Origin of the sequence: Streptomyces sp. DT2A-34 (genome assembly GCF_030499515.1) — a bacterium.
Classification (GTDB): Bacteria; Actinomycetota; Actinomycetes; order Streptomycetales; family Streptomycetaceae; genus Streptomyces.
The window spans coordinates 3,811,391-3,831,435 of record NZ_JASTWJ010000001.1 but is presented as its reverse complement, the minus strand read 5'-3'; the positions used below and the strand labels follow the sequence as shown (position 1 = coordinate 3,831,435).

The window sequence follows — 20,045 nt, the reverse complement described above, 5'->3', positions numbered from 1 at the left end:
TGGGCGATCGCCGGGCGAGCGCGGGGCGACCGCCGCCTCAGCTGTCGGTCGACGGCCCGTCAGACCCCGTACTTCGCCACGTACTTCCGCGCCGCCTCCAACGACTCCGGATGCAGCGCCTCACCCGCGGCCAGCAGCCGCGGCAGCAGCTTCCGCTCCGTCGTGACCGCCCGGAACTGCAGCGCCACCGTCACGTCGTGATCCGGACGGTGGATGATCTCCATCGCATCACCTGACCGGATCTCGCCCGGCTCGATCACCCGCAGATAGGCGCCCGGCGCACCCTTCGCCGTGAACCGCTTCACCCACTGCTTCTCACCCAGATGGTTCTGGAAGGTGGCGCAGGGAATCCGGCCGCACGTGACCTCCAGCACCACCTCGGACCCGATCCGCCAGCGCTCGCCGATCAGCGCGCCGGACACGTCCAGGCCGGAGGTCGTGAGGTTCTCGCCGAACCCGCCGTTCGTCAGCGACCGCCCCAGCTCGCGCTCCCAGTCGTCGAGATCCTCGCGCGCCACCGCGTACACGGCCTGGTCGTTGCCGCCGTGGTGCTCCTTCTTGCACACCGCGTCGCCGGCCAGCCCGCTCCCCCCGATGCCCTTGGGCCCGGGCGCCGCCACCCGTACCGGCCCCGTCACCGGCTGCTTGTCGATGCCGGTCACGCCTTCGGGGTTATCCGTGTACGGCACGGCCTTCGAACGGCCCAGGTTCACAGACAGAAGCTTCATGGCGGCACGGTAGGTCACGCCAAGCCAAAGCGTCCACGCATTATTCGGCGCCATGCCCAAGGCTCGCTTATGCTCGACGGGTGATCGAGGCTCGTCATCTCCGTGTGCTGCGCGCCGTCGCCGCCACCGGTTCCTTCTCCGCGGCGGGGCGCGAACTGGGCTGCACCCAGCCCGCCGTCAGCCAGCAGATGAAGGCCCTGGAGGCGTCCGTCGGCACACCCCTGCTGATCCGCAGCGGGCGCGAGATGCGGCTGACCCAGGCCGGTGAGGCGCTGGTGCGGCACGCCGCCGGGATCCTGGCGGGACTCACCGCCGCCGAGGAGGAGGTCGCCGCCATCGCCGGGTTGCGGGCCGGGCGCGTTCGCCTCGTCTCCTTCCCCAGCGGGAGCTCCACCCTCGTCCCCACCGCCCTCGCCGCCCTGCGCGCCGCACACCCCGGCACCCGCGTCTCGCTGGAGGAGGCCGAGCCGCCGCAGTCCGTCGAGATGCTGCGCGAGGGCGACTGCGACGTGGCCCTCGCCTTCCGGTACGAGGGTGCCGCGGGCGCCCCGGAAGGGGAGTGGGACGACCTGGTCGTGCGCCCGCTGCTGACGGACCGTCTCGTCGCGCTCGTACCCGAACGGCACCGGCTCGCGCGCACCGCGTCCTCGGGGTCCGTCGCCATCGGGGAGCTCGCGGCCGAGCCGTGGATCGCCGGATGCCCGCGCTGTCGGGGGCAGTTGGTCGAGGTGTGCGAGAGCGCGGGCTTCACGCCCCGTATCGACTTCGCCACCGACGACTACCCGGCGGTCGTCGGCCTCGTGGGCGCCGGCCTCGGCGTGGCCGTCCTGCCCCAGCTCGCCGTCGAGTCCGTACGGCCGCGAGGCGCGCGCATGGTGGCGCTGGAGCCGGCGGTGCGGCGGGAGATCGTCGCGCTCACCCTGCCCGACCTCGCGCAGGTGCCGGCGGTGGCGGCGACGCTCGAACAGCTGACGCGGGCCGCTGCCCGCTAGCGCTGCGACCGGGAAGGTTCACCGGGCTGCGTCGGGCGTCAGCGCGGTTGTGGGAGAAAGGCCATGAGAGCCGCTGTGAGTTCGGCAGGTGCGTCTTCTTGGACGAGGTGGCCCGCACCGGCGATCGGCTCAAGTCGCGCGCCTGGGATCCGGGCGGCGAGCTCCCGTCCTTTCGCCACGGGTATCCAGGTGTCGTCCTGGCCCCAGCACACCAGCGTCGGGCAGTCGATCTCGCCGTACCGGTCCTGCACTTCGTCGGTGTACAGCTGATCGGCCTGGGCGATCTGTCGGTAGAAGGCCTCTTGGCCGAGGTCGTCGAGCCAGGGCTGGATGAGCCGGTCGAGGACGGCAGGGTGCAGGCCAGGGCTGCTGGCCGAGCTCACGTACTCGCGCACCAGAGCGTGGTGCAGTGCGGGCGGCAGTTGTTCGAAGACTTTGGAGTGCTCGCCGACGAGCCGGAAGAACGGCGAACCCCACGGGGCCAGCGCGACCGGGTCGACCATCGCGAGCGCGCGGTAGCGAGCTCCATGCAGCAGACGCGCCCGCAAGGAAACGGCACCGCCGCAGTCGTGGGCCACCACCAACGGTTCGTCGAGGCCCCAGTGAGCCAGGAGCTCGGTGAAGACCTTGCCCTGAGCGGCGCGGGAGACGTCCTGGCCGGCGAACTTCTCCGATGCCCCATAACCGGGCATGTCCCACACGAAGACCTGGTAGCGGCGAGCGAGTGCGCGGGCGACAGCGCGCCAGACATACGAGGAGAAGGGGGTGCCGTGAAGGAGCACGACCGGATCCCGGTCGGGGCTTCCGAGGCTGCCCCAGCGGACGTCGCCTGACGTGCTGCGGAATGTCTCGGCCAGTTGCCATTCGCTCACGGGTGCTGTTCCTCTCGGTTGTGCGGGCAGGGACCGCCTCCCGCCCATCCAGGGTCCAGGCAACGCCGGTCTCGTCGAAACCGGTGGATCACCGACCCGGACCGTTTCCAGCAGTCGGTGCTTATCTGCACTTCACCCAGACGAGGCATGTGGGCCTGTGTGAAGGCCGGGGCTGAGCGAAAGGAAGGTGCGCCTTGGCAAGGCGGTGTCGGCAGGATGCCTGGCGTGACTGAGCTGCCGAGCGATGCCGTCCCGCCCCGTCCTGTCCTCGTGCCTTCGGTGTGAAGGGCATCCCGGTGAGCCTGTTAAGGCTCTTTGAAACGGCCACCCCATGCTCGCCCTCCCCACTTTGGTTGCGGGCTCACCAGGGCGGGTTGGCCAGCCAGATTTGGGAGCGTCGCGGACTGTCAGGGGTGGTCGTGGGCCATCGCGCGGCGACGCTCGACGAGCGCCCTTGACGGGCTGTAGTGCTCCCGCACCCTTGGGGGTGTTCCACGAGTGGCCTTTGGGTGCGGCGATGAAGCCCTGTGAAGATCACTTCCTGTGGGGGGAGTTCCCCGCGAGTGGGCGCGGGGAACTAGATGGGGGGTCAGGGGTGGCGGCGGCGTCCCACAGGTCGCATTTGTGTGCGGCCTGGGTATCCGACGTTACGGCATTGCCGCTCTGTGAGGCGGTCCGCAGCTGAAGCACTTCGCCAGGCGTCGAGGTCTGGTCCGGCATGGCGGGCTGGCCGGGGGCGCTCGGGGCCGAGCCGTGGATGAAGGAGCCCCAGTAGCGGGTCATCTGGTCGGCCAGGGTGCGCTGTTCGGCGTTGAGAGAGGCACTGATGCCGTATGGCTTGAACAGGTAGTTCAGTTCGGCCGCGTGCGTCGCGCCGAAGTCGAAGTCGGCGTTTTGCGGCAGGGAGGCGAACAGCGGGGAGGTGCGGTCGGCGAACTCGTACGCGTAGACCTGTCCGCGGTTGGCCAGGCGCGCGCTGGTGCGCAGTGCGGGGCAGGCGAAGAGCTGGTCGCCGAAGGCCGCGGCGTAGGCGTAGCCGGGGCGCGGGTAGGCGCTGAGCGGGTAGCGCGCCAGGGCCTTGGCGCCGGTGGTGTCGCCGAAGGCGGAGGTCAGAGCCTTGGGGTAGGCGTCGGCGGTCAGGGGGTTGCCCCAGCGGTCGAAGCTGTCGTAGGAGAAGACCAGGCCCTCGTCGCTGTTGGCGCCGTTGAGGACGGGGACGTGGGAGGCCCGGCCGGAGGCGAAGGCTTGCGCGGGCTGGAGGGGCAGCGCACGGCCGCCGACGGTGTAGTTCCAGGTCTCGAGGAATGTGCCGTTCTGTGCGTCGAGGATCGCCTTGGCCGGCTTGGCCCGCAGGCAATCGGTCACGGTCGCCGGGTCGGTGCAGCCGAGCTTCTTGGCGAAGGTGAGTCCGTTGGCGACGGCCTTCTCGCGGGGGATGCCCGCGCAGTCGAAGTAGGCACCGCTCTGGATGATGGCCGCGCGGTACAGGCCCCGGCTGGCCGGGGAGGCGAGCTGGGCGCAGACCGCGCTGCCGCCGGCCGACTCGCCGGCCAGGGTGACCTGCCGTGGGTCACCGCCGAAGGCTGCGATGTTCGACTGGACCCAGCGCAGCGCCTGCTGCTGGTCGAGCAGCGCGAAGTTGCCGGTGGTTCCGGGCAGGGTCAGGAAGCCGAGGGCGCCGAGCCGGTAGTTGACGGTGACCACGGCAGAGTTCGTTCGGCGGGCGAAGGTGTCGGGGACGATGTCGCGGGCGTCTCCGCCGATGTTGGCGCCGCCGTGGATCCAGACGAGAACAGGCAGCCGGGACGAGCGGGCGGCCGTGGGCGGCGTGTACACGTTCACGTCGAGGCAGTCCTCGGTGGTGTGCTCCGTCGCATAGCCGGGCGCCCAGTAGGTGTTCTGCGCGCAGTAGTCGCCGTACTGGGTGGCATCCCGGACACCGCGCCAGTTCGCCGGGCGACGGGGGGCTTGCCAGCGCAGGTCGCCGGTGGGCTCCGCGGCATAGGGGATGCCGAGGAACTGCCGCCCCCCGGCGGTGCTCTCCCCGCGGACCAGGCCCTGGTCGGTGCGGACGAGGAGGGAGCGTTCAAAACCGGCCGCTGATCCGGCCCCGGCGGGCGTGCTCGCCAGAGCGGGGGCGCAGGTGAGCGCCAGGGCGGTGGCGGTGAGCGTGATCAGGCTCCGGCGCAGTCGGCGCCAGGGTCTCAAGGTCAGGGGCATAGGGTCTCCCGGTGCATGGGTGGCCCGGCGGGGACGGCTCGGGCATCGTGAGAGTAGGGGCAAAGTGGCATAGGTGACTAGTGCCATAGGTAAAAGGGGTGTAACGGCGAATGAAGCTGGAACACGTGCTGCTGGGAATGGTGGCCATGCGTCCCTGCACGGGTTACGACCTGAAGCGCTGGCTGGACAGCGAGATGGGCCGGATGCTCCGCATCCGTACGCAGCAGAGCCAGGTGTACCGGACGCTGAACCGCATGTGCGCCGACGGCTGGGTCCGCTACGACGTGCAGCGCAATGAAGGTCGGCCGGATGCCAAGGTGTACTTCGCCACCGAGGCCGGCGAGCGCGAACTGCGCGAGCGCCTGGCCGTTCCGTATGCGCCGTCACCCGATTTCGGCGACCCGGAGTTCTTGGTCCGCTATACCTTCGTGATCTTCCTCGACCGCGACGAACAGGTCCGCCTCGTGCAGACCGAACTCGACGCACGCCTTGCCCAGCTGGACAGGTTCCGGGCCCGGGAAGTCCGCGATGAGCCCTGGCTGCCCGGCGTCGACCAGCCCCGCATGGCTCAGATCCTGGATCATGTCCACGGCTACAAGGACCTCGCTCTGGACACGCACGTGCGCTGGCTCAAACAGACGCTGGCCGAGCTCACCGAGGAAACGCAGTGACCTCGACCGCCCGCCGGACCGGGACCCCCGGGGGAAACCTGGGTCGCAACGTCGGACCGTCATCACCAGCGCGCTGCCTCTTGGGTGCCGGGCGGACCCGCCTCGGCATCAGCCACGTCGCGCGGGTGGGGACCAAGTGCAGGTCTGGGGAGAGAGCCGAGCACGGGCGGGGAGTCTCCACTGCTTTCCGTGCTGCCCTGCGACACCTGCCCCGGCCCGACTTCCTTGATCGGCATGCCCATCCCTGGGCTGTGGCTGACCGGGTCGCGTGGGGCGAGCAGGGCATCGACGTGATCGAGGACCGCACCGCGCCGTATTCGACTCTGCTGGAGCTGAGGCGCCCCGTTGAGCACGAGGCAGCTCAGCTCATTCACGGCGACCTCACCGGCAATGTGCTTTTCGCCGCGGACGACGAGCCAGCCGTGATCGACTTTTCGCCGTACTGGCGGCCTCCGGTGTTCGCCGAGGCCATCGTCGTCGCCGATGGCCTGCTGTGGTTCGACCTTCCGGCCGCCTGCTGACGGGTGTTCGCGATCATCCCGACTGGCAGCAGATGGTGATTCGTGCGTTGATCTTCAGGCTCGTCACGCATAGCGAGAGCGCGGGACCGTCGGGACGGGCTCAGCCCGGTGAGCCGGAGCGGTATGTGAGGGCCACCGACGTTGTGGTGGAGAAGTTGGCGATGCTTCAGAGGCAGTCCTCTCTGGTGGTTTCCAGCTGAACGAGCAGTTCGACGGCGGGGCGTCTGACTTGCCGTTGTGTTTTCTGGCGCTTGGCGCGGAGGGAGGTGAGTGTGAGGTCGATGCCTTCGACCACGACGAGTCCCAGTGTGGTCATTGGGCTCCTGCGGTTCGTGGGGTGGGGATGCCGAGGTCGACGGTGGGGCGTTGGGCGCGGTGGTGGGTGTCGTCGCGCTTGGCGCGGAGGAGCTGGAGAGTGAGGTCGAGCCCTTCGATCTCACCGGCCCAGCCTTCGGCTACTGCGCGGGCTCGGCGGGTGATGAGGTCGGCTTCGAGGTCGTCTAACCGGCTGATCATCTTCGGGCTGACCTGGAGCATGGGGCACCGGATGCAGGCGTGTTCATGCTGGCAGGGGGTGCCGTAGGGGCGCCCGCATGCGCCGAGTTCGACCTTGCGCTGTCGAAGTGCTCTTCGAACTCCTCCCACTCGTCGCTGGTGACGTCGCGGAGCTGGCGGCGTTCGTTGAGATGGGCGAGGTAATGGCGGATGACGTCTTCGTCGAACACCGGAGCATCGGCCCGGTGCCGGTGCCGGTGCCGGTGCGGGTGGACGGCCGAGCGCAGCCAACCCGTCAGCACCGCGACCTCCGACTCCGTCGCCCGCTCCCACCCGGTGCCCAGCAACCACAGCAGGCGGAACCACCGCAGCATCCCGTAGCCGTAGCTGCGGCAGGTCAGCGGGCTGGAATCCCCAAGCGCCAGGTCCCGCAGAAACGCGGTGACCGGCTCGACCTCGGCCCCCGTCGCATCGAGCATCGCGTACGGCGGATGTGCCCGGTTCGCCTCCACCACTCGTCCAAGGCGAGGGATGGCCCCGCGGCCCTCCATCAACTCATCGCGTACATCCGTCACTTGCTTCTTGATCGCGGCCTGTTACGCCGTGACCAACGAGGCGAGGATGGTGCAGTTAACAGAGCATCCCCGTCCAGCCAGCCGCCAACCGGGCAAACCTGTGCGGTCACCGCACCAGCGAAGGCGGCGGCGCAGCCAAAAACACGGGCACGCGCGCGCGTGCCCGTATTGGAGAAACGTTCCTTCAGTTGTGCGGGCCAGCCTCTCCGCTGGTCGTCGAAGCCGAGACCAGCCGGTTGCGCGCCCGTCCCATGAGCTCCTCACGCTCGTCCTCGGTCAAGCCGCCCCACACGCCGTACGGCTCCCGTACGGCCAGCGCGTGCGCCGCGCACTGCGCGCGCACCGGGCACCTCATGCAGACCTCCTTGGCCGAGTTCTCACGAGCGCTCCGGGCCGCACCGCGCTCACCCTCCGGATGAAAGAAGAGCGAGCTGTCCACCCCGCGACAGGCAGCCAGCAGCTGCCAGTCCCACAGGTCCGCGTTCGGTCCGGGAAGGCGGGAGAAATCTGCCATTGCGTGACCCCTTGTAGCCGTTCTGGGCGGATACGGTGTCCACGACCGTACATCTACGATCTAAGGAGATGAAAATATGACTCATTGCGAATCTAGCCTCAGACGCCAATAAATGGGAAGAAAAAGGGCTGAATGGGGCATGGGTTGTGATGAAACGTTGAGGGTCCGTCGTGCATGCCTGCCCCGTGTCCACCCCCTCACGTAGAGTGCCGAAGACGGCACATGGCCCCGTAACTCTTTCGAGTGACCGTCGTTGAGAGGGCGGAGGCGGTTGAAGGAACAAGCGCTCGGGCAGGCGTCCGAGACGGTCGACCGCACAGGTGACGATTTCGTACCAGCCTGGAGGCTCAAGGTGACGTGCATCAGCTGCGGAGGGCGGCCATGACATCCGTCCTCGTCTGCGACGACTCCCCGCTTGCCCGAGAGGCGCTTCGCCGTGCGGTCGCGACCGTGCCCGGCGTCGAGCGCGTAACGACGGCGGCCAACGGCGAGGAAGTCCTCCGCCGCTGGGGCGCCGACCGCTCGGACCTGATTCTGATGGACGTACGCATGCCCGGCCTGGGCGGCGTCGAGACCGTGCGGCGGCTGCTGTCCGCCGACCCAGGTGCGCGCATCATCATGCTCACCGTCGCCGAGGACCTGGACGGCGTGGCCCTCGCGGTCGCCGCCGGTGCCCGCGGCTATCTGCACAAGGACGCCTCGCGCGCGGAGTTGCGCGCCACGGTGACGCAGGCGCTGGCCGACCCGACCTGGCGTCTCGCCCCCCGGCGGCTGCGCTCCGCCGAGATGGGCGCCGCGCCGACGCTCACGGCGCGTGAAATCCAGGTGCTCGAGGGTATGAGCCATGGTCGTTCCAATGCGGAGATCGGTCGGGAGCTGTTCCTGTCCGAGGACACCGTGAAGACGCATGCGCGGCGGCTGTTCAAGAAGCTCGGTGCTTCGGACCGGGCCCACGCGGTGGCGCTCGGGTTCCGATGGGGCCTGGTTCGCTAAGAGCTCGGTCGTACGGGCTGTCGTTCTGGTGCGGGCCGTTCGTGGCTGGTCGCGCAGTTCCCCGCGCCCCTTTCGGGGCGCGGTTGCGAGGCCGGCCAAGAGGTCCTGTGGGTGCCCGCTGCTCGTTTCGGCGCGGATGCCGCATCCTTGAGATGTGGAGTCTCTCGGGGACGAGTCGGTCGAGCGGAAGGGGAGGGCGCAGGGGATGAGTGCCGGCGCACCTGCTCATAACGCTTCAGTGCACAACATCGGGCGTGATGCCGCGGACCGTACGGCCGCAAGGCACCATGGACCGATGCGCGACGACGAGGCGGCTTGTGCCCAAGGGGCGATCGGTGCACTCGTCCACCGCGCCGTGGACGGGGACGAGCAGGCCACACACGATCTGCTCGCGCATGTCCACCCCTTGGCCCTGCGCTACTGCCGCACCAGGCTGTCCCGCCTTCCGGGCGACGCCCGCCACTTCGTCGAAGACCTCGCCCAGGAGGTCTGCGTCGCGGTCCTCCTCGCGCTGCCGCGCTACAGGGACACCGGCCGCCCCTTCGAGGCGTTCGTCTTCGCCATCGCCGCGCACAAGGTGGCGGACCTGCAGCGGGCGGCGATGCGCCACCCCGGCTCGACGGCCGTGCCGTCCGACGAGATGCCGGAACGCCCGGACGACTCCCTCGGCCCGGAGGAGCGGGCGCTGCTGAGCAGCGACGCCGAGTGGGCCAAGAAGCTGCTGGCCAACCTGCCCGAGAACCAGCGGGAGCTGTTGCTGCTGAGGATCGCGGTGGGGTTGACCGCGGAAGAGACGGGCCAGATGTTGGGAATGTCACCCGGCGCAGTGCGGGTGGCCCAGCACAGGGCGCTGAGCAGGTTGCGGGCGCTGGCCGAGCAGTAGTGCTCCCTTGAGCGCGCCCCAAATGAACAGGCTTCTCTCCGGTTCCGTACGAACATACGAAGCCCGGAGCCACCCAGAACCGTGGAATGAGTCAGCCATGCTTCCCGTTAGCATGGACATCCGCACCGATCAAGGCCATTTGGGGAAGGTGTCATGACTGCCAACGTCGACGGAGTGCCCGAGAAATTCGCGACACTCGGGCTGACCTACGACGACGTGCTGCTGCTGCCGGGCGCATCCGAGGTGCTCCCCAACGCGGTCGACACCTCGTCCCGCATCTCCCGCAATGTCCAGGTGAACATCCCGCTGCTCTCGGCGGCCATGGACAAGGTGACCGAGTCCCGCATGGCCATCGCGATGGCCCGGCTGGGCGGCGTCGGTGTGCTGCACCGCAACCTCTCCGTCGAGGACCAGGTCAACCAGGTCGACCTGGTGAAGCGGTCCGAGTCCGGCATGGTCACCGACCCGATCACGGTGCACCCGGAGGCGACCCTCGCCGAGGCCGACGCCCTGTGTGCCAAGTTCCGCATCAGCGGCGTCCCGGTCACCGACCCGGCCGGCAAGCTGCTCGGCATCGTCACCAACCGCGACATGGCCTTCGAGACGGACCGCAGCCGTCAGGTGCGCGAGGTCATGACGCCGATGCCGCTGGTCACCGGCCAGGTCGGCATCTCCGGCAGCGAGGCGATGGAGCTGCTGCGCCGCCACAAGATCGAGAAGCTTCCCCTGGTCGACGAGGCGGGTGCCCTCAAGGGCCTGATCACGGTCAAGGACTTCGTCAAGGCGGAGAAGTACCCCAACGCCGCCAAGGACTCCGAGGGCCGTCTCCTCGTCGGTGCCGCCGTCGGCGCCAGCCCCGAGGCCCTGGAGCGCGCCCAGGCGCTCGCCGAGGCCGGCGTGGACTTCCTGGTCGTCGACACCTCGCACGGCCACAACAGCAACGCCCTCAGCTGGATGTCGAAGATCAAGTCTAGCGTGGGCGTCGACGTGATCGGCGGCAACGTCGCCACCCGTGACGGCGCCCAGGCCCTGATCGACGCCGGTGTCGACGGCATCAAGGTCGGTGTCGGACCGGGCTCCATCTGCACCACCCGCGTGGTCGCCGGCATCGGCGTCCCGCAGGTCACCGCCATCTACGAGGCCTCCCTGGCCGCGCGCCCCGCGGGTATCCCGCTGATCGGCGACGGCGGCCTGCAGTACTCCGGCGACATCGGCAAGGCGCTCGCCGCCGGCGCCGACACCGTGATGCTGGGCTCGCTGCTCGCGGGCTGTGAGGAGTCCCCGGGCGAACTGCTGTTCATCAACGGCAAGCAGTTCAAGTCGTACCGCGGCATGGGCTCGCTGGGCGCCATGCAGTCCCGCGGCCAGGGCCGGTCGTACTCGAAGGACCGCTACTTCCAGGGCGAGGTCGCCTCCGACGACAAGCTCGTGCCCGAGGGCATCGAGGGCCAGGTGCCCTACCGCGGCCCGCTGGCCAACGTGCTGCACCAGCTCGTCGGCGGTCTGCGCCAGACCATGGGCTACGTGGGCGCGGCGACCATCGGCGAGATGGAGACCAAGGGCCGCTTCGTGCGGATCACCTCCGCCGGTCTCAAGGAGAGCCACCCGCACGACATCCAGATGACGGTCGAGGCGCCGAACTACAGCCGTAAGTGACGGCCACGCGCGCGTGAGGCATATCGAGGGCGGGCCCGGAGCTTCCGGGGCCGCCCTCGCCGTACCGCCGGGCGGCGCTGTCGTACCCGTCGGCGATACTGGAAGACGCTGAAACGCATCAGGGAAAGGCCACAGACGTGACTGAGATCGAGATCGGGCGCGGCAAGCGCGGCCGCAGGGCGTACGCCTTCGACGACATCGCCGTCGTCCCCAGCCGCCGTACGCGAGACCCGAAGGAGGTCTCGATCGCCTGGCAGATCGACGCCTACCGCTTCGAGCTGCCCTTCCTGGCCGCCCCCATGGACTCGGTCGTCTCCCCGGCCACCGCGATCCGCATCGGCGAGCTCGGCGGCCTCGGCGTGCTGAACCTCGAGGGTCTGTGGACGCGGTACGAGGACCCGCAGCCGCTGCTCGACGAGATCGCCGGGCTGCCCACGGAGGCCGCCACGCGCCGCCTCCAGGAGATCTACGCCGCCCCCATCAAGGAGGAGCTGATCGGGCAGCGCATCAAGGAGGTGCGCGACTCGGGCGTGGTCACCGCCGCCGCGCTCTCCCCGCAGCGCACGGCCCAGTTCTCCAAGGCGGTCGTCGACGCGGGCGTGGACATCTTCGTCATCCGCGGTACGACGGTCTCGGCGGAGCACGTCTCCGGTGCGCACGAGCCGCTGAACCTGAAGCAGTTCATCTACGAGCTCGACGTCCCGGTGATCGTCGGCGGCTGCGCCACCTACACCGCGGCCCTGCACCTGATGCGCACCGGCGCGGCGGGCGTCCTGGTCGGCTTCGGCGGCGGCGCCGCGCACACCACGCGCAATGTGCTCGGCATCCGCGTCCCGATGGCGACGGCGGTCGCGGACGTGGCGGCGGCTCGCCGTGACTACATGGACGAGTCCGGCGGCCGGTATGTGCACGTGATCGCGGACGGCGGTGTCGGCTGGTCCGGCGACCTGCCCAAGGCGATCGCCTGTGGTGCCGACGCGGTCATGATGGGCTCCCCGCTCGCGCGCGCGACCGACGCGCCGGGCAAGGGCCACCACTGGGGCATGGAGGCCGTCAACGAGGAGCTGCCGCGCGGCAAGAAGGTCGACCTCGGCACGGTCGGCACCATCGAGGAGGTACTGACGGGCCCGTCCCACACTCCGGACGGCTCGATGAACTTCTTCGGCGCCCTGCGCCGCGCCATGGCCACGACCGGTTACAGCGAGCTCAAGGAGTTCCAGCGCGTCGAGGTGACGGTGGCGGACTCGCAGCACCAGCGCTGACGCCGCGCCCGGCTCGAACGGAAGGGGCCCGGACCACCGAGAGGTGTTCCGGGCCCCTACGCGTGCGTGCGGGGCGGCTCAGGCCGCGGCCTTCTTCGCGCCGGAGAACGCGGCGAACGCGCCGATGCCGAGGAAGACGAAGCTCATCGCGTCCGCCTCCTCGCTCCAGACCTCGGTCACCACGTCCAAGTGGTCGGTGAGGACCGTGGTCACGGAGACGCCGAGCTCCTCGGCGCCGATCGCCGCGATGCCGATCAGCTGGCCGAGGTAGACGGCGCCCAGGGAGAGGATCGCGCTCACCACGGGCAGCGCCGGGTTGGCGCCGCCGACCTTGCCGGCGGCGAAGCCGATGACGAAGCCGACACCGACGGCGGCGTAGCCGATCTCGTACTCGGTGGCGCCGACGATGCCGCCGTAGATGCCGGCGGTGACCAGGGCCGCGACGACGGCGGCGACGATGCCGAGGGCGATGTTGTTGCGCGCGGGTGCGGGTGCGGGTGCGGGTGCGGGCGGCGCCGGGGGCACGGCGTCCGACTTCTGGGCGAACGGGTTGCCGTCGGTGGGCTGTGGCGGCACTGACTGGGTCATGACAGGAATCCCCCCACGGGACTGTGGTCCCCCCACGGGACCTTGAATGAGCGATGAGCGGTGTGACTGCGCACGACTGTGCGACGAGACGCCGAAGAGTAACAGGCTGCCTGCCCCGGTTCGCCAGTGTTTTCGGGGGAGGGAGGGGAGGGAATCGGTGGTCGCCGTCGTCAGAGCCGGTGTGCCGCCCCCATCGGCGTCGCCCCCCGAGTGTCCAGCAAAAGCTGGGCTTTCACCGACAGGCCCTGGAGGTCGTAGGTGCGGTGCTGCTGGAGCAGGATCGTCAGGTCGGCGTCGGCGGCGGCATCGTAGAGGGAGTCCGCGCGCGGGACCGGGCGGTCCAGGATGCTCCAGGACGCGATGTGCGGGTCGTGGTAGCTCACGGAGGCGCCCAGCTCCATCAGGCGGATCGCGACCTCCTGGGCGGGCGTGGACTGCTGGTCGGCGAGGTCGGGCTTGTAGGTGACGCCGAGGAGGAGGATGCGGGCGCCGCGCGCGGACTTGCCGTGCTCGTTGAGGAGGGTGGCGGAGCGCTGGACGACGTACCGGGGCATCTGGCTGTTGACCTGCTGGGCCAGTTCGACCATCCGTAGGGTGCGGCCCGCGGGGGCGGTCAGCTCCTGCGGGACGGCGTGTCCGCCGACGCCGGGGCCGGGGCGGAAGGCCTGGAAGCCGAACGGCTTGGTCTCCGCGCAGCGGATGACGTCCCACAGATCGACGCCCAAGTCATGGCAGAGGACGGCCATTTCGTTGACGAGGGCGATGTTGACGTGCCGGAAGTTGGTCTCCAGCACCTGCACGGTCTCCGCCTCGCGCGGTCCACGCGCGCGTACCACCTTGTCGGTGAGCCGGCCGTAGAAGGCCGCGGCCGACTCGGTGCAGGCGGGGGTGAGGCCGCCGATCACCTTGGGGGTGTTGGCGGGCGTGAAGTCGCGGTTGCCGGGATCGACGCGGGTGGGGGAGTAGGCCAGGTGGAAGTCGCGGCCGGCGCGCAGCCCCGAGCCCTCTTCGAGGAGGGGGCGCAGGATGTTCTCGGTGGTGCCCGGGGGCACGGGCGACTCCAGGATGACGGTGCTGTGCGGGCGCAGTCGTGCGGCCAGGGTGCGGGCGGCCGCCTCCACCTGGCTCAGGTCGAGCGAGCCGTCCGCGCCGCGCGGCGTCGGCGCGCAGATGACGGCGGTGCGCACGCGGCCGAGCTCGGCGGGGCTGGTGGCGTGCTGAAATCCCCCCGCTAGCATCCGGCGCAGCTCGGCGGGGCTGAGGGAGCCGGCCTCGGGCCCGGTCCGGTAACCGAGCGTGCGGATGCCGGCGGCGACGGCGGCCTGGGCCAGGGGCAGGCCGTACAAGCCGAGTCCGATGACGGCGAGATCTGCGGGCATGGCGTGGGCCGTCCTTCCCAATAACCGAAGCGGGGCGGGTGCGCAAGCCCTGTGGACAGGACGAGGGAGCGCAATGTCAGACTAGGAGTAAATATGACCGATTTGCGGGATTGGATGTTGGCGTTTCCGTGAGTGTTGTCCACAGGCTGGGGGCGAGTGGTGGCTGAAGTCGGGCAACCCGGTCAGAATTTGGGCATGGGGGGTACGAGGCGGGCTTCGCCCGACGGGTGCGGCCTACGCGACCGATGAGCGGGAGGCAGCGGTGAGGACAGCGACACTGGGGCCGGCGGAGCGCGCCGAGTCACTGGCATCCATGGCCGAGCGCGAGCTGGACCTACTGGTCGTGGGCGGTGGCGTCGTGGGCGCGGGCACCGCCCTGGACGCGGCCACTCGCGGACTGTCCACCGGCCTGGTCGAGGCACGTGACTGGGCGTCGGGCACATCGAGCAGGTCCAGCAAACTGATCCACGGCGGCCTGCGCTATCTGGAGATGCTCGACTTCGTGCTCGTACGGGAGGCCTTGAAGGAGCGCGGCCTGCTGCTGGAGCGGCTCGCCCCGCATCTGGTGAAGCCGGTGCCGTTCCTGTACCCCTTGCAGCACAAGGGCTGGGAGCGCCTTTACGCCGGTTCGGGCGTCGCGCTCTACGACGCCATGTCGATGGCCCGCGGCCACGGACGGGGCCTGCCCATGCACCGCCACCTGAGCCGCCGTCACGCCCTGCGCGTCGCTCCCGCCCTGAAGAAGGACGCACTGGTCGGGGCGCTGCAGTACTACGACGCCCAGATGGACGACGCCCGCTATGTGGCCACCCTCGTGCGCACGGCGGCGGCCTACGGCGCGCAAGTCGCCAACCGCGCGCGCGTGACCGGGTTTCTGCGTGAGGGCGAACGCGTCGTCGGGGCCCGGGTGCGGGACGTCGAGGCGGGCGGGGAGTACGAGATCCGCGCCAAGCAGATCGTCAACGCGACCGGGGTGTGGACCGACGACACCCAGTCGATGGTGGGGGAGCGCGGGCAGTTCCACGTACGCGCCTCCAAGGGCATCCACCTGGTCGTACCCAAGGACCGCATCCACTCCACGACGGGGCTGATCCTGCGCACCGAGAAGTCCGTGCTGTTCGTGATCCCCTGGGGCCGGCACTGGATCGTCGGCACGACCGACACCGACTGGGACCTGGACAAGGCCCACCCGGCCGCGTCCAGCGCGGACATCGACTACCTGCTGGAACACGTGAACTCGGTGCTCGCGGTGCCGCTGACACGGGACGACGTGGAGGGCGTGTACGCGGGACTGCGGCCCCTGCTCGCGGGTGAGTCGGACGCCACCAGCAAGCTGTCGCGCGAGCACACCGTGGCGCACCCCGTGCCCGGGCTCGTCGTCGTGGCCGGCGGCAAGTACACGACGTACCGGGTGATGGCGAAGGACGCGGTGGACGCCGCCGTGCACGGTCTCGACATGCGGGTCGCCGAGTGCGTGACGGAGGACATTCCGCTGCTGGGAGCCGAGGGTTACCGGGCGTTGTGGAACGCGCGGGCGCGGATCGCCGCGCGGACAGGACTTCATGTGGTGCGGGTGGAGCACCTGTTGAACCGGTTCGGTTCGCTGGCGGAGGAGGTGCTCGAACTCATCGCCGCCGATCCCACGCTGGGCGAGCCCCTGCAGTCCGCCGACGACTATCTGCGCGCCGAGATCGTCTACGCCGCCTCGCACGAGGGGGCGCGGCATCTGGACGACGTGCTGACGCGGCGGACACGCATCTCGATCGAGACGTTCGACCGCGGGACGCGGTGCGCGCGCGAGGCCGCCGAGCTGATGGCGCCGGTGCTGGGCTGGGACGAGGACCACATCGAGCGCGAGATCGAGCACTACCGGAAGCGGGTGGAGGCCGAGCGGGAGTCGCAGAGGCAGCCGGACGATCTGACGGCGGACGCGGCGCGGTTGGGGGCGCCGGACATCGTGCCGTTGTAGTGCACCGCTTATCACTCGAACGGGTGGCTGAAGCTGGGATCTCTGCTCGAACCCCGGCCGTTCTACAAGGTGCGAGGGCAGAACTCGGCGGCGAGCAGCCGGGGTTCGAGACCGGGATCTGCGATCGCCGTCGTGTTCACCCGGACTGTGAGGACACGACGACCGCCGACGGTGGCCGCGGAGCGCACGTAGCTGCCGGAGATGCGCCCGTTGTGCCCCCATACGACGGTGCCGCACGGCAGTTTCATGGGAAAGAGCCCCATGCCGTACGAGCCATGCGCGGCACGGGTGTCGAGCATCTCGCGCAGCCAGTGCGGGGGCAGCAGCCGGCCGCCGAGCAGTGCGGCGTAGAAGCGATCGAGATCGGCGAGTGTCGTCACCAGCTCGCCCGCGGCGCCGGCCACCCGCGGGTCGAGTTCGGTGACGTCGGTCCCGTCGGCGGCGTAGGCACGGCCGTGCGGCCAGGGAAGAGAGGTGCGGGATCCAGGAAAGGAGGTGCCGGTCAGCCCCAGCGGAGCGATGATGCGGCGCTCGGCCTCGGCGGCGTAGGAGCGGCCGGTGACCTGCTTGATGACCAGGCCGAGCAGGACGTAGTTGGTGTTCGAGTAGGAGAAGCTGCCTCGATCGGCAGGGGGGTGGGTGAGTGCGATGCGTACGGCCTGAAGCGGCGTGACGGGGACGGTGCCCCCGGTCTCGGCGGTGAAGTCGTGCAGACCGCTGGTGTGGGTCAGCAGGGAACGAAGGGTCAGCGCGCGCCCGTCGTTGCCCGACCCGCGTACCAGGCCGGGCAGATGCTGCTCCACCGTGTCGGCGAGGGACAGCCGTCGTTCGGCGGCCAGCTGAAGGACGACCGTCGCGAGGAAGGACTTTGTGACGCTGCCGGCCCGGAAGTGGTCGGTGGGGGCGATGCCCTGGCCGGTCTGGGCGTAGCGGGTGCCGGCCTCCTCGCGGGCCAGCAGGGCCGCGGCGGGGGCCTTGCCCTTGGTGACGAGCAGCGGAAGGAGAGCGCCCGTCGCCCACACCGGGGGCGCCGAGGAGGCGATGGGGGCCAGACCGAGGAGCGCCACGGACACCAGCCCGAGGAGGGACAGGGACACAGGAATGCCCAGTAGCGTCCGAAACGGCGGCATCGTCGGTCGCGCCATGCGGGTTCCTTTCCTTGGCGCGGCTCATCATGCCGGGCGGCGGAACGTTCGATTCAGCTGGGCTCGGGTGCATCGTGGCCGAGAGGTTCGGGCCCTGCGACGGCGTGGTGGTGCGACGGGCACCCTGGGCGTTGGGCACTTGTCGGGTGAGAGACAATGGAGCCTCTGTCAGGGCGGGTTGTATGAGGGGACGCATGTCGGAGGCGGAGCGGGCGGGGACATCTCGTCAGGACACTCGTCAGGACAACCGCGAGCGTCTCCTGGCGGGGCGGTACCGGCTGGGCGATGTGCTCGGCCGCGGCGGTATGGGCACGGTGTGGCGTGCCGAGGACGAGACCCTGGGGCGGACGGTCGCCGTCAAGGAGTTGCGGTTCCCGTCGAACATCGACGAGGAGGAGAAGCGGCGGCTGATCACGCGCACGTTGCGTGAGGCCAAGGCGATCGCGCGGATCCGCAACAACAGCGCGGTGACGGTGTTCGACGTGGTCGAAGAGGACGACCGGCCGTGGATCGTGATGGAGCTCGTCGAGGGCAAGTCGCTCGCCGAGGTCATCCGCGAGGACGGCCTGCTCGAGCCGAAGCGTGCGGCCGAGGTCGGCCTGGCGATCCTCGACGTGCTGCGGTCCGCGCACCGCGAGGGCATCCTGCACCGCGATGTGAAGCCGTCGAACGTCCTGCTCGAGTCCGACAGCGACCGGGTCGTGCTCACCGACTTCGGTATCGCCCAGGTCGAGGGCGACCCGTCCATCACCTCAACCGGCATGCTCGTCGGCGCGCCCTCCTACATCTCCCCGGAACGGGCCCGCGGCCACAAGCCGGGCCCGGCGGCCGACCTGTGGTCGCTGGGCGGACTGTTGTACGCGTCGGTCGAGGGCGTGCCGCCGTACGACAAGGGCTCCGCGATCGCCACTCTCACGGCGGTGATGACCGAGCCGTTGGAGGAGCCGAAGAACGCGGGACCGCTGAAGGACGTCATCTACGGCCTGCTCACCAAGGACCCCGCCAAGCGGCTCGACGACGCCGGTGCGCGGGCGATGCTCAACGCCGTCATTCACGCGCCCGAGCCCAAGGACGAGCCGGAGCCGGCGCTGGACGCGACGCGGGTCGTGCCGTTGCCGCCGCAGCCGGATGCGCCTGCGGACAAGGGCCGTTCGGGCGCGGGGTCCGGGTCCGGGTCTGGTTCCGGTGCTGGTTCCGGGTCCGGGGGCAAGCGGGCCGAGGAGGCCGGGGAGCGGTTGCGCGGGGCGCTGCGTTCCGTGCGGAAGGCCGCGGTGAGTGCTGGGGCGGCAGGGGCGGCGGCCGCGGCTCGTACCAAGTCCGGGAGCGAGACGGCTGCCTCGGGGTCCGGCGGTGGAGCGGCCGGCGGTTCGTCCACGGGAGTGGGCGGGGCCGGGGCGTCGGCGACGGCGCCTGCGACGGCGGGGGATTCGGGCCGGACTTCCGGTGCCAAGGATGGAGTGGGTGCCGGTTCCGTTGCCGGGGCCGGCAGCAGCGCCGGGGCCGGTGCCGGGGTCGGTGGCAAGGTCGGTTCCGGTGCCGGAGAGCGGGATGCTCGGGCGGCGAACGGGCAGAGTGGCGCCCGGAGTTCGGGGTGGCCCGTGGTGCCGCCGCCGGATCTGCCGCCGCGGCCCGTGCCGCGGGCGCCGCTGACCGATGTGGTGCCGAAGCGGACGCTGGTGATCATCGCGGTGGTCGTGGTGCTGGCCGTGATCGGAGTGGTGCTGGCCTTCGTGCTCGACGGGGACGGCGACGGGTCGAAGGCGTCCGCGAGTGGTGGCAAGCCCAAGGCTTCGGCCAGCGCGGGCGCGAGTGCCGACACCAAGGAGGACGAGAACGGCGGCGCTCACACGGACGGTGAGGCGACCGCGTCCGCGGATACCGGTGCGGGGTCGGGATCCGGCAAGGAGACCGGGAGCACGCCGAGTGCCGGGGTGAGCGCGACCGGCGGGAGCGGTGCCGAGGCGGGATCCGGGAGCGACAGCGGGGCCGCGTCGACGCACAACGGGAGCCAGGGGTACTCGATCGGGCTGCCCAAGGGGTGGAAGTTCCAGTCAACGGGGTCGGCGGGGGACCGGTTCACCGGGCCCGACGGGCAGAAGCTGCTCGTCGCCTGGACGTCCTCACCGAAGGGTGACCCGGTGACGGACTGGAAGAACCAGGAGCAGTACATGACGCGCTCCCAGTACAAGAGGATCCGGATAGAGGCGGTGGACTACCGCAGCTGGAAGACGGCCGACTGGGAGTTCACCTATACCGAGGGCGGTACCAAGTACCGGACGATCGACCGTGGGTTCGTTGTGAACGACGATCTCGGATATGCGCTGATGTACACGGGGAAAGCCAGCAATTGGGGCAGCGAGCTGCGCAAGGACACATGGCGGACGTTGACGGACACGTTCAAGCCGAAGTCGTGAAGTGAACGGCTCTTGGTTCGGGGCCGCGACGGACAGGGTCCAACGGTGAGATACGGCAACCCCTCTTTGCGGGTTGCCTACGGCACGTATCGTGAATGCCTGCGGACCGTACGCATCCAGTCGCGCGTCCGGAACGGGACGCAACGCGAGCGGAATTGACCAGCAGGG

General features: G+C 70.0%; 19 protein-coding genes. 9 read left to right on the top strand and 10 right to left on the bottom strand.

Annotated elements, in window-relative coordinates:
- Positions 1-59: 59 nt before the first annotated feature.
- Complete coding sequence (locus tag QQM39_RS16670; RefSeq protein ID WP_301997606.1) at positions 60-728, bottom strand: MOSC domain-containing protein; 669 nt, start codon at positions 726-728, stop codon at positions 60-62.
- Positions 729-808: 80 nt separating this feature from the next.
- On the opposite strand from QQM39_RS16670, the gene QQM39_RS16665 reads away from it, so the two are divergent.
- Positions 809-1,720, top strand: a complete 912-nt coding sequence (locus QQM39_RS16665; RefSeq protein ID WP_301997605.1) for a LysR family transcriptional regulator — start codon at positions 809-811, stop codon at positions 1,718-1,720.
- A gap of 38 nt (positions 1,721-1,758) precedes the next feature.
- Here QQM39_RS16665 and QQM39_RS16660 read toward each other — a convergent pair whose 3' ends face one another.
- Both QQM39_RS16660 and QQM39_RS16655 read right to left on the bottom strand, forming a co-directional pair.
- Positions 1,759-2,592, bottom strand: coding sequence for an alpha/beta fold hydrolase (locus tag QQM39_RS16660; protein WP_301997603.1), 834 nt, complete (start codon positions 2,590-2,592; stop codon positions 1,759-1,761).
- Positions 2,593-3,126: 534 nt separating this feature from the next.
- Positions 3,127-4,812 (bottom strand): carboxylesterase/lipase family protein, encoded by a 1,686-nt coding sequence (locus QQM39_RS16655; protein WP_301997601.1) that lies wholly within the window; start codon positions 4,810-4,812, stop codon positions 3,127-3,129.
- 110 nt (positions 4,813-4,922) lie between these two features.
- Between QQM39_RS16655 and QQM39_RS16650 the strand changes: the two genes are divergently transcribed.
- Both QQM39_RS16650 and QQM39_RS16645 read left to right on the top strand, forming a co-directional pair.
- Complete coding sequence (locus tag QQM39_RS16650) at positions 4,923-5,483, top strand: PadR family transcriptional regulator (RefSeq protein ID WP_301997599.1); 561 nt, start codon at positions 4,923-4,925, stop codon at positions 5,481-5,483.
- Positions 5,484-5,734: 251 nt separating this feature from the next.
- On the top strand, positions 5,735-6,004 hold the full coding sequence (locus tag QQM39_RS16645) for a hypothetical protein (protein ID WP_301997597.1): 270 nt from the start codon (positions 5,735-5,737) through the stop codon (positions 6,002-6,004).
- Positions 6,005-6,170: 166 nt separating this feature from the next.
- Here QQM39_RS16645 and QQM39_RS16640 read toward each other — a convergent pair whose 3' ends face one another.
- From QQM39_RS16640 to QQM39_RS16625, 4 genes are all read right to left on the bottom strand, one after another.
- Complete coding sequence (locus QQM39_RS16640; RefSeq protein WP_301997595.1) at positions 6,171-6,320, bottom strand: hypothetical protein; 150 nt, start codon at positions 6,318-6,320, stop codon at positions 6,171-6,173.
- Positions 6,317-6,520, bottom strand: coding sequence for a recombinase (locus QQM39_RS16635; protein WP_301997594.1), 204 nt, complete (start codon positions 6,518-6,520; stop codon positions 6,317-6,319). Before QQM39_RS16635 ends, QQM39_RS16640 begins: the two co-directional genes overlap by 4 nt.
- Positions 6,517-7,014 carry a hypothetical protein gene (locus QQM39_RS46200; protein ID WP_367668924.1) on the bottom strand — a complete coding sequence of 166 codons (498 nt, stop codon included), beginning with the start codon at positions 7,012-7,014 and terminating at the stop codon, positions 6,517-6,519. Before QQM39_RS46200 ends, QQM39_RS16635 begins: the two co-directional genes overlap by 4 nt.
- A gap of 244 nt (positions 7,015-7,258) precedes the next feature.
- Complete coding sequence (locus QQM39_RS16625) at positions 7,259-7,588, bottom strand: WhiB family transcriptional regulator (RefSeq protein ID WP_128433186.1); 330 nt, start codon at positions 7,586-7,588, stop codon at positions 7,259-7,261.
- A gap of 381 nt (positions 7,589-7,969) precedes the next feature.
- On the opposite strand from QQM39_RS16625, the gene QQM39_RS16620 reads away from it, so the two are divergent.
- The 4 genes from QQM39_RS16620 to QQM39_RS16605 all read left to right on the top strand — a co-directional run bounded on the left by QQM39_RS16620 (position 7,970) and on the right by QQM39_RS16605 (position 12,382).
- Positions 7,970-8,581, top strand: a complete 612-nt coding sequence (locus tag QQM39_RS16620) for a response regulator transcription factor (RefSeq protein ID WP_003948568.1) — start codon at positions 7,970-7,972, stop codon at positions 8,579-8,581.
- 295 nt (positions 8,582-8,876) lie between these two features.
- Positions 8,877-9,464: a sigma-70 family RNA polymerase sigma factor gene (locus tag QQM39_RS16615; RefSeq protein ID WP_301997592.1), complete on the top strand. Its 588-nt coding sequence runs from the start codon at positions 8,877-8,879 to the stop codon at positions 9,462-9,464.
- Positions 9,465-9,617: 153 nt separating this feature from the next.
- Entirely contained in the window at positions 9,618-11,120 is a 1,503-nt protein-coding gene (gene guaB / locus QQM39_RS16610; protein ID WP_301997590.1) for an IMP dehydrogenase, read from the top strand.
- Positions 11,121-11,257: 137 nt separating this feature from the next.
- On the top strand, positions 11,258-12,382 hold the full coding sequence (locus QQM39_RS16605) for a GuaB3 family IMP dehydrogenase-related protein (protein WP_301997589.1): 1,125 nt from the start codon (positions 11,258-11,260) through the stop codon (positions 12,380-12,382).
- 78 nt (positions 12,383-12,460) lie between these two features.
- On the opposite strand, the gene QQM39_RS16600 is transcribed toward QQM39_RS16605, so the two are convergent.
- Both QQM39_RS16600 and QQM39_RS16595 read right to left on the bottom strand, forming a co-directional pair.
- Positions 12,461-12,970: a hypothetical protein gene (locus QQM39_RS16600; RefSeq protein ID WP_301997587.1), complete on the bottom strand. Its 510-nt coding sequence runs from the start codon at positions 12,968-12,970 to the stop codon at positions 12,461-12,463.
- 170 nt (positions 12,971-13,140) lie between these two features.
- Positions 13,141-14,349 carry a nucleotide sugar dehydrogenase gene (locus QQM39_RS16595; RefSeq protein WP_301997585.1) on the bottom strand — a complete coding sequence of 403 codons (1,209 nt, stop codon included), beginning with the start codon at positions 14,347-14,349 and terminating at the stop codon, positions 13,141-13,143.
- A gap of 262 nt (positions 14,350-14,611) precedes the next feature.
- On the opposite strand from QQM39_RS16595, the gene QQM39_RS16590 reads away from it, so the two are divergent.
- A complete protein-coding gene (locus QQM39_RS16590) occupies positions 14,612-16,318 on the top strand; it encodes a glycerol-3-phosphate dehydrogenase/oxidase (protein WP_301997584.1) in 1,707 nt (568 codons plus the stop codon).
- Positions 16,319-16,380: 62 nt separating this feature from the next.
- Here the strand turns inward: QQM39_RS16590 and QQM39_RS16585 are convergent, their stop codons facing one another.
- Entirely contained in the window at positions 16,381-17,448 is a 1,068-nt protein-coding gene (locus QQM39_RS16585) for a serine hydrolase (RefSeq protein ID WP_302003609.1), read from the bottom strand.
- A gap of 209 nt (positions 17,449-17,657) precedes the next feature.
- Here QQM39_RS16585 and QQM39_RS16580 point away from each other — a divergent pair, with 209 nt between their 5' ends.
- Positions 17,658-19,877, top strand: coding sequence for a serine/threonine-protein kinase (locus QQM39_RS16580; protein WP_301997583.1), 2,220 nt, complete (start codon positions 17,658-17,660; stop codon positions 19,875-19,877).
- Positions 19,878-20,045 lie beyond the last annotated feature (168 nt).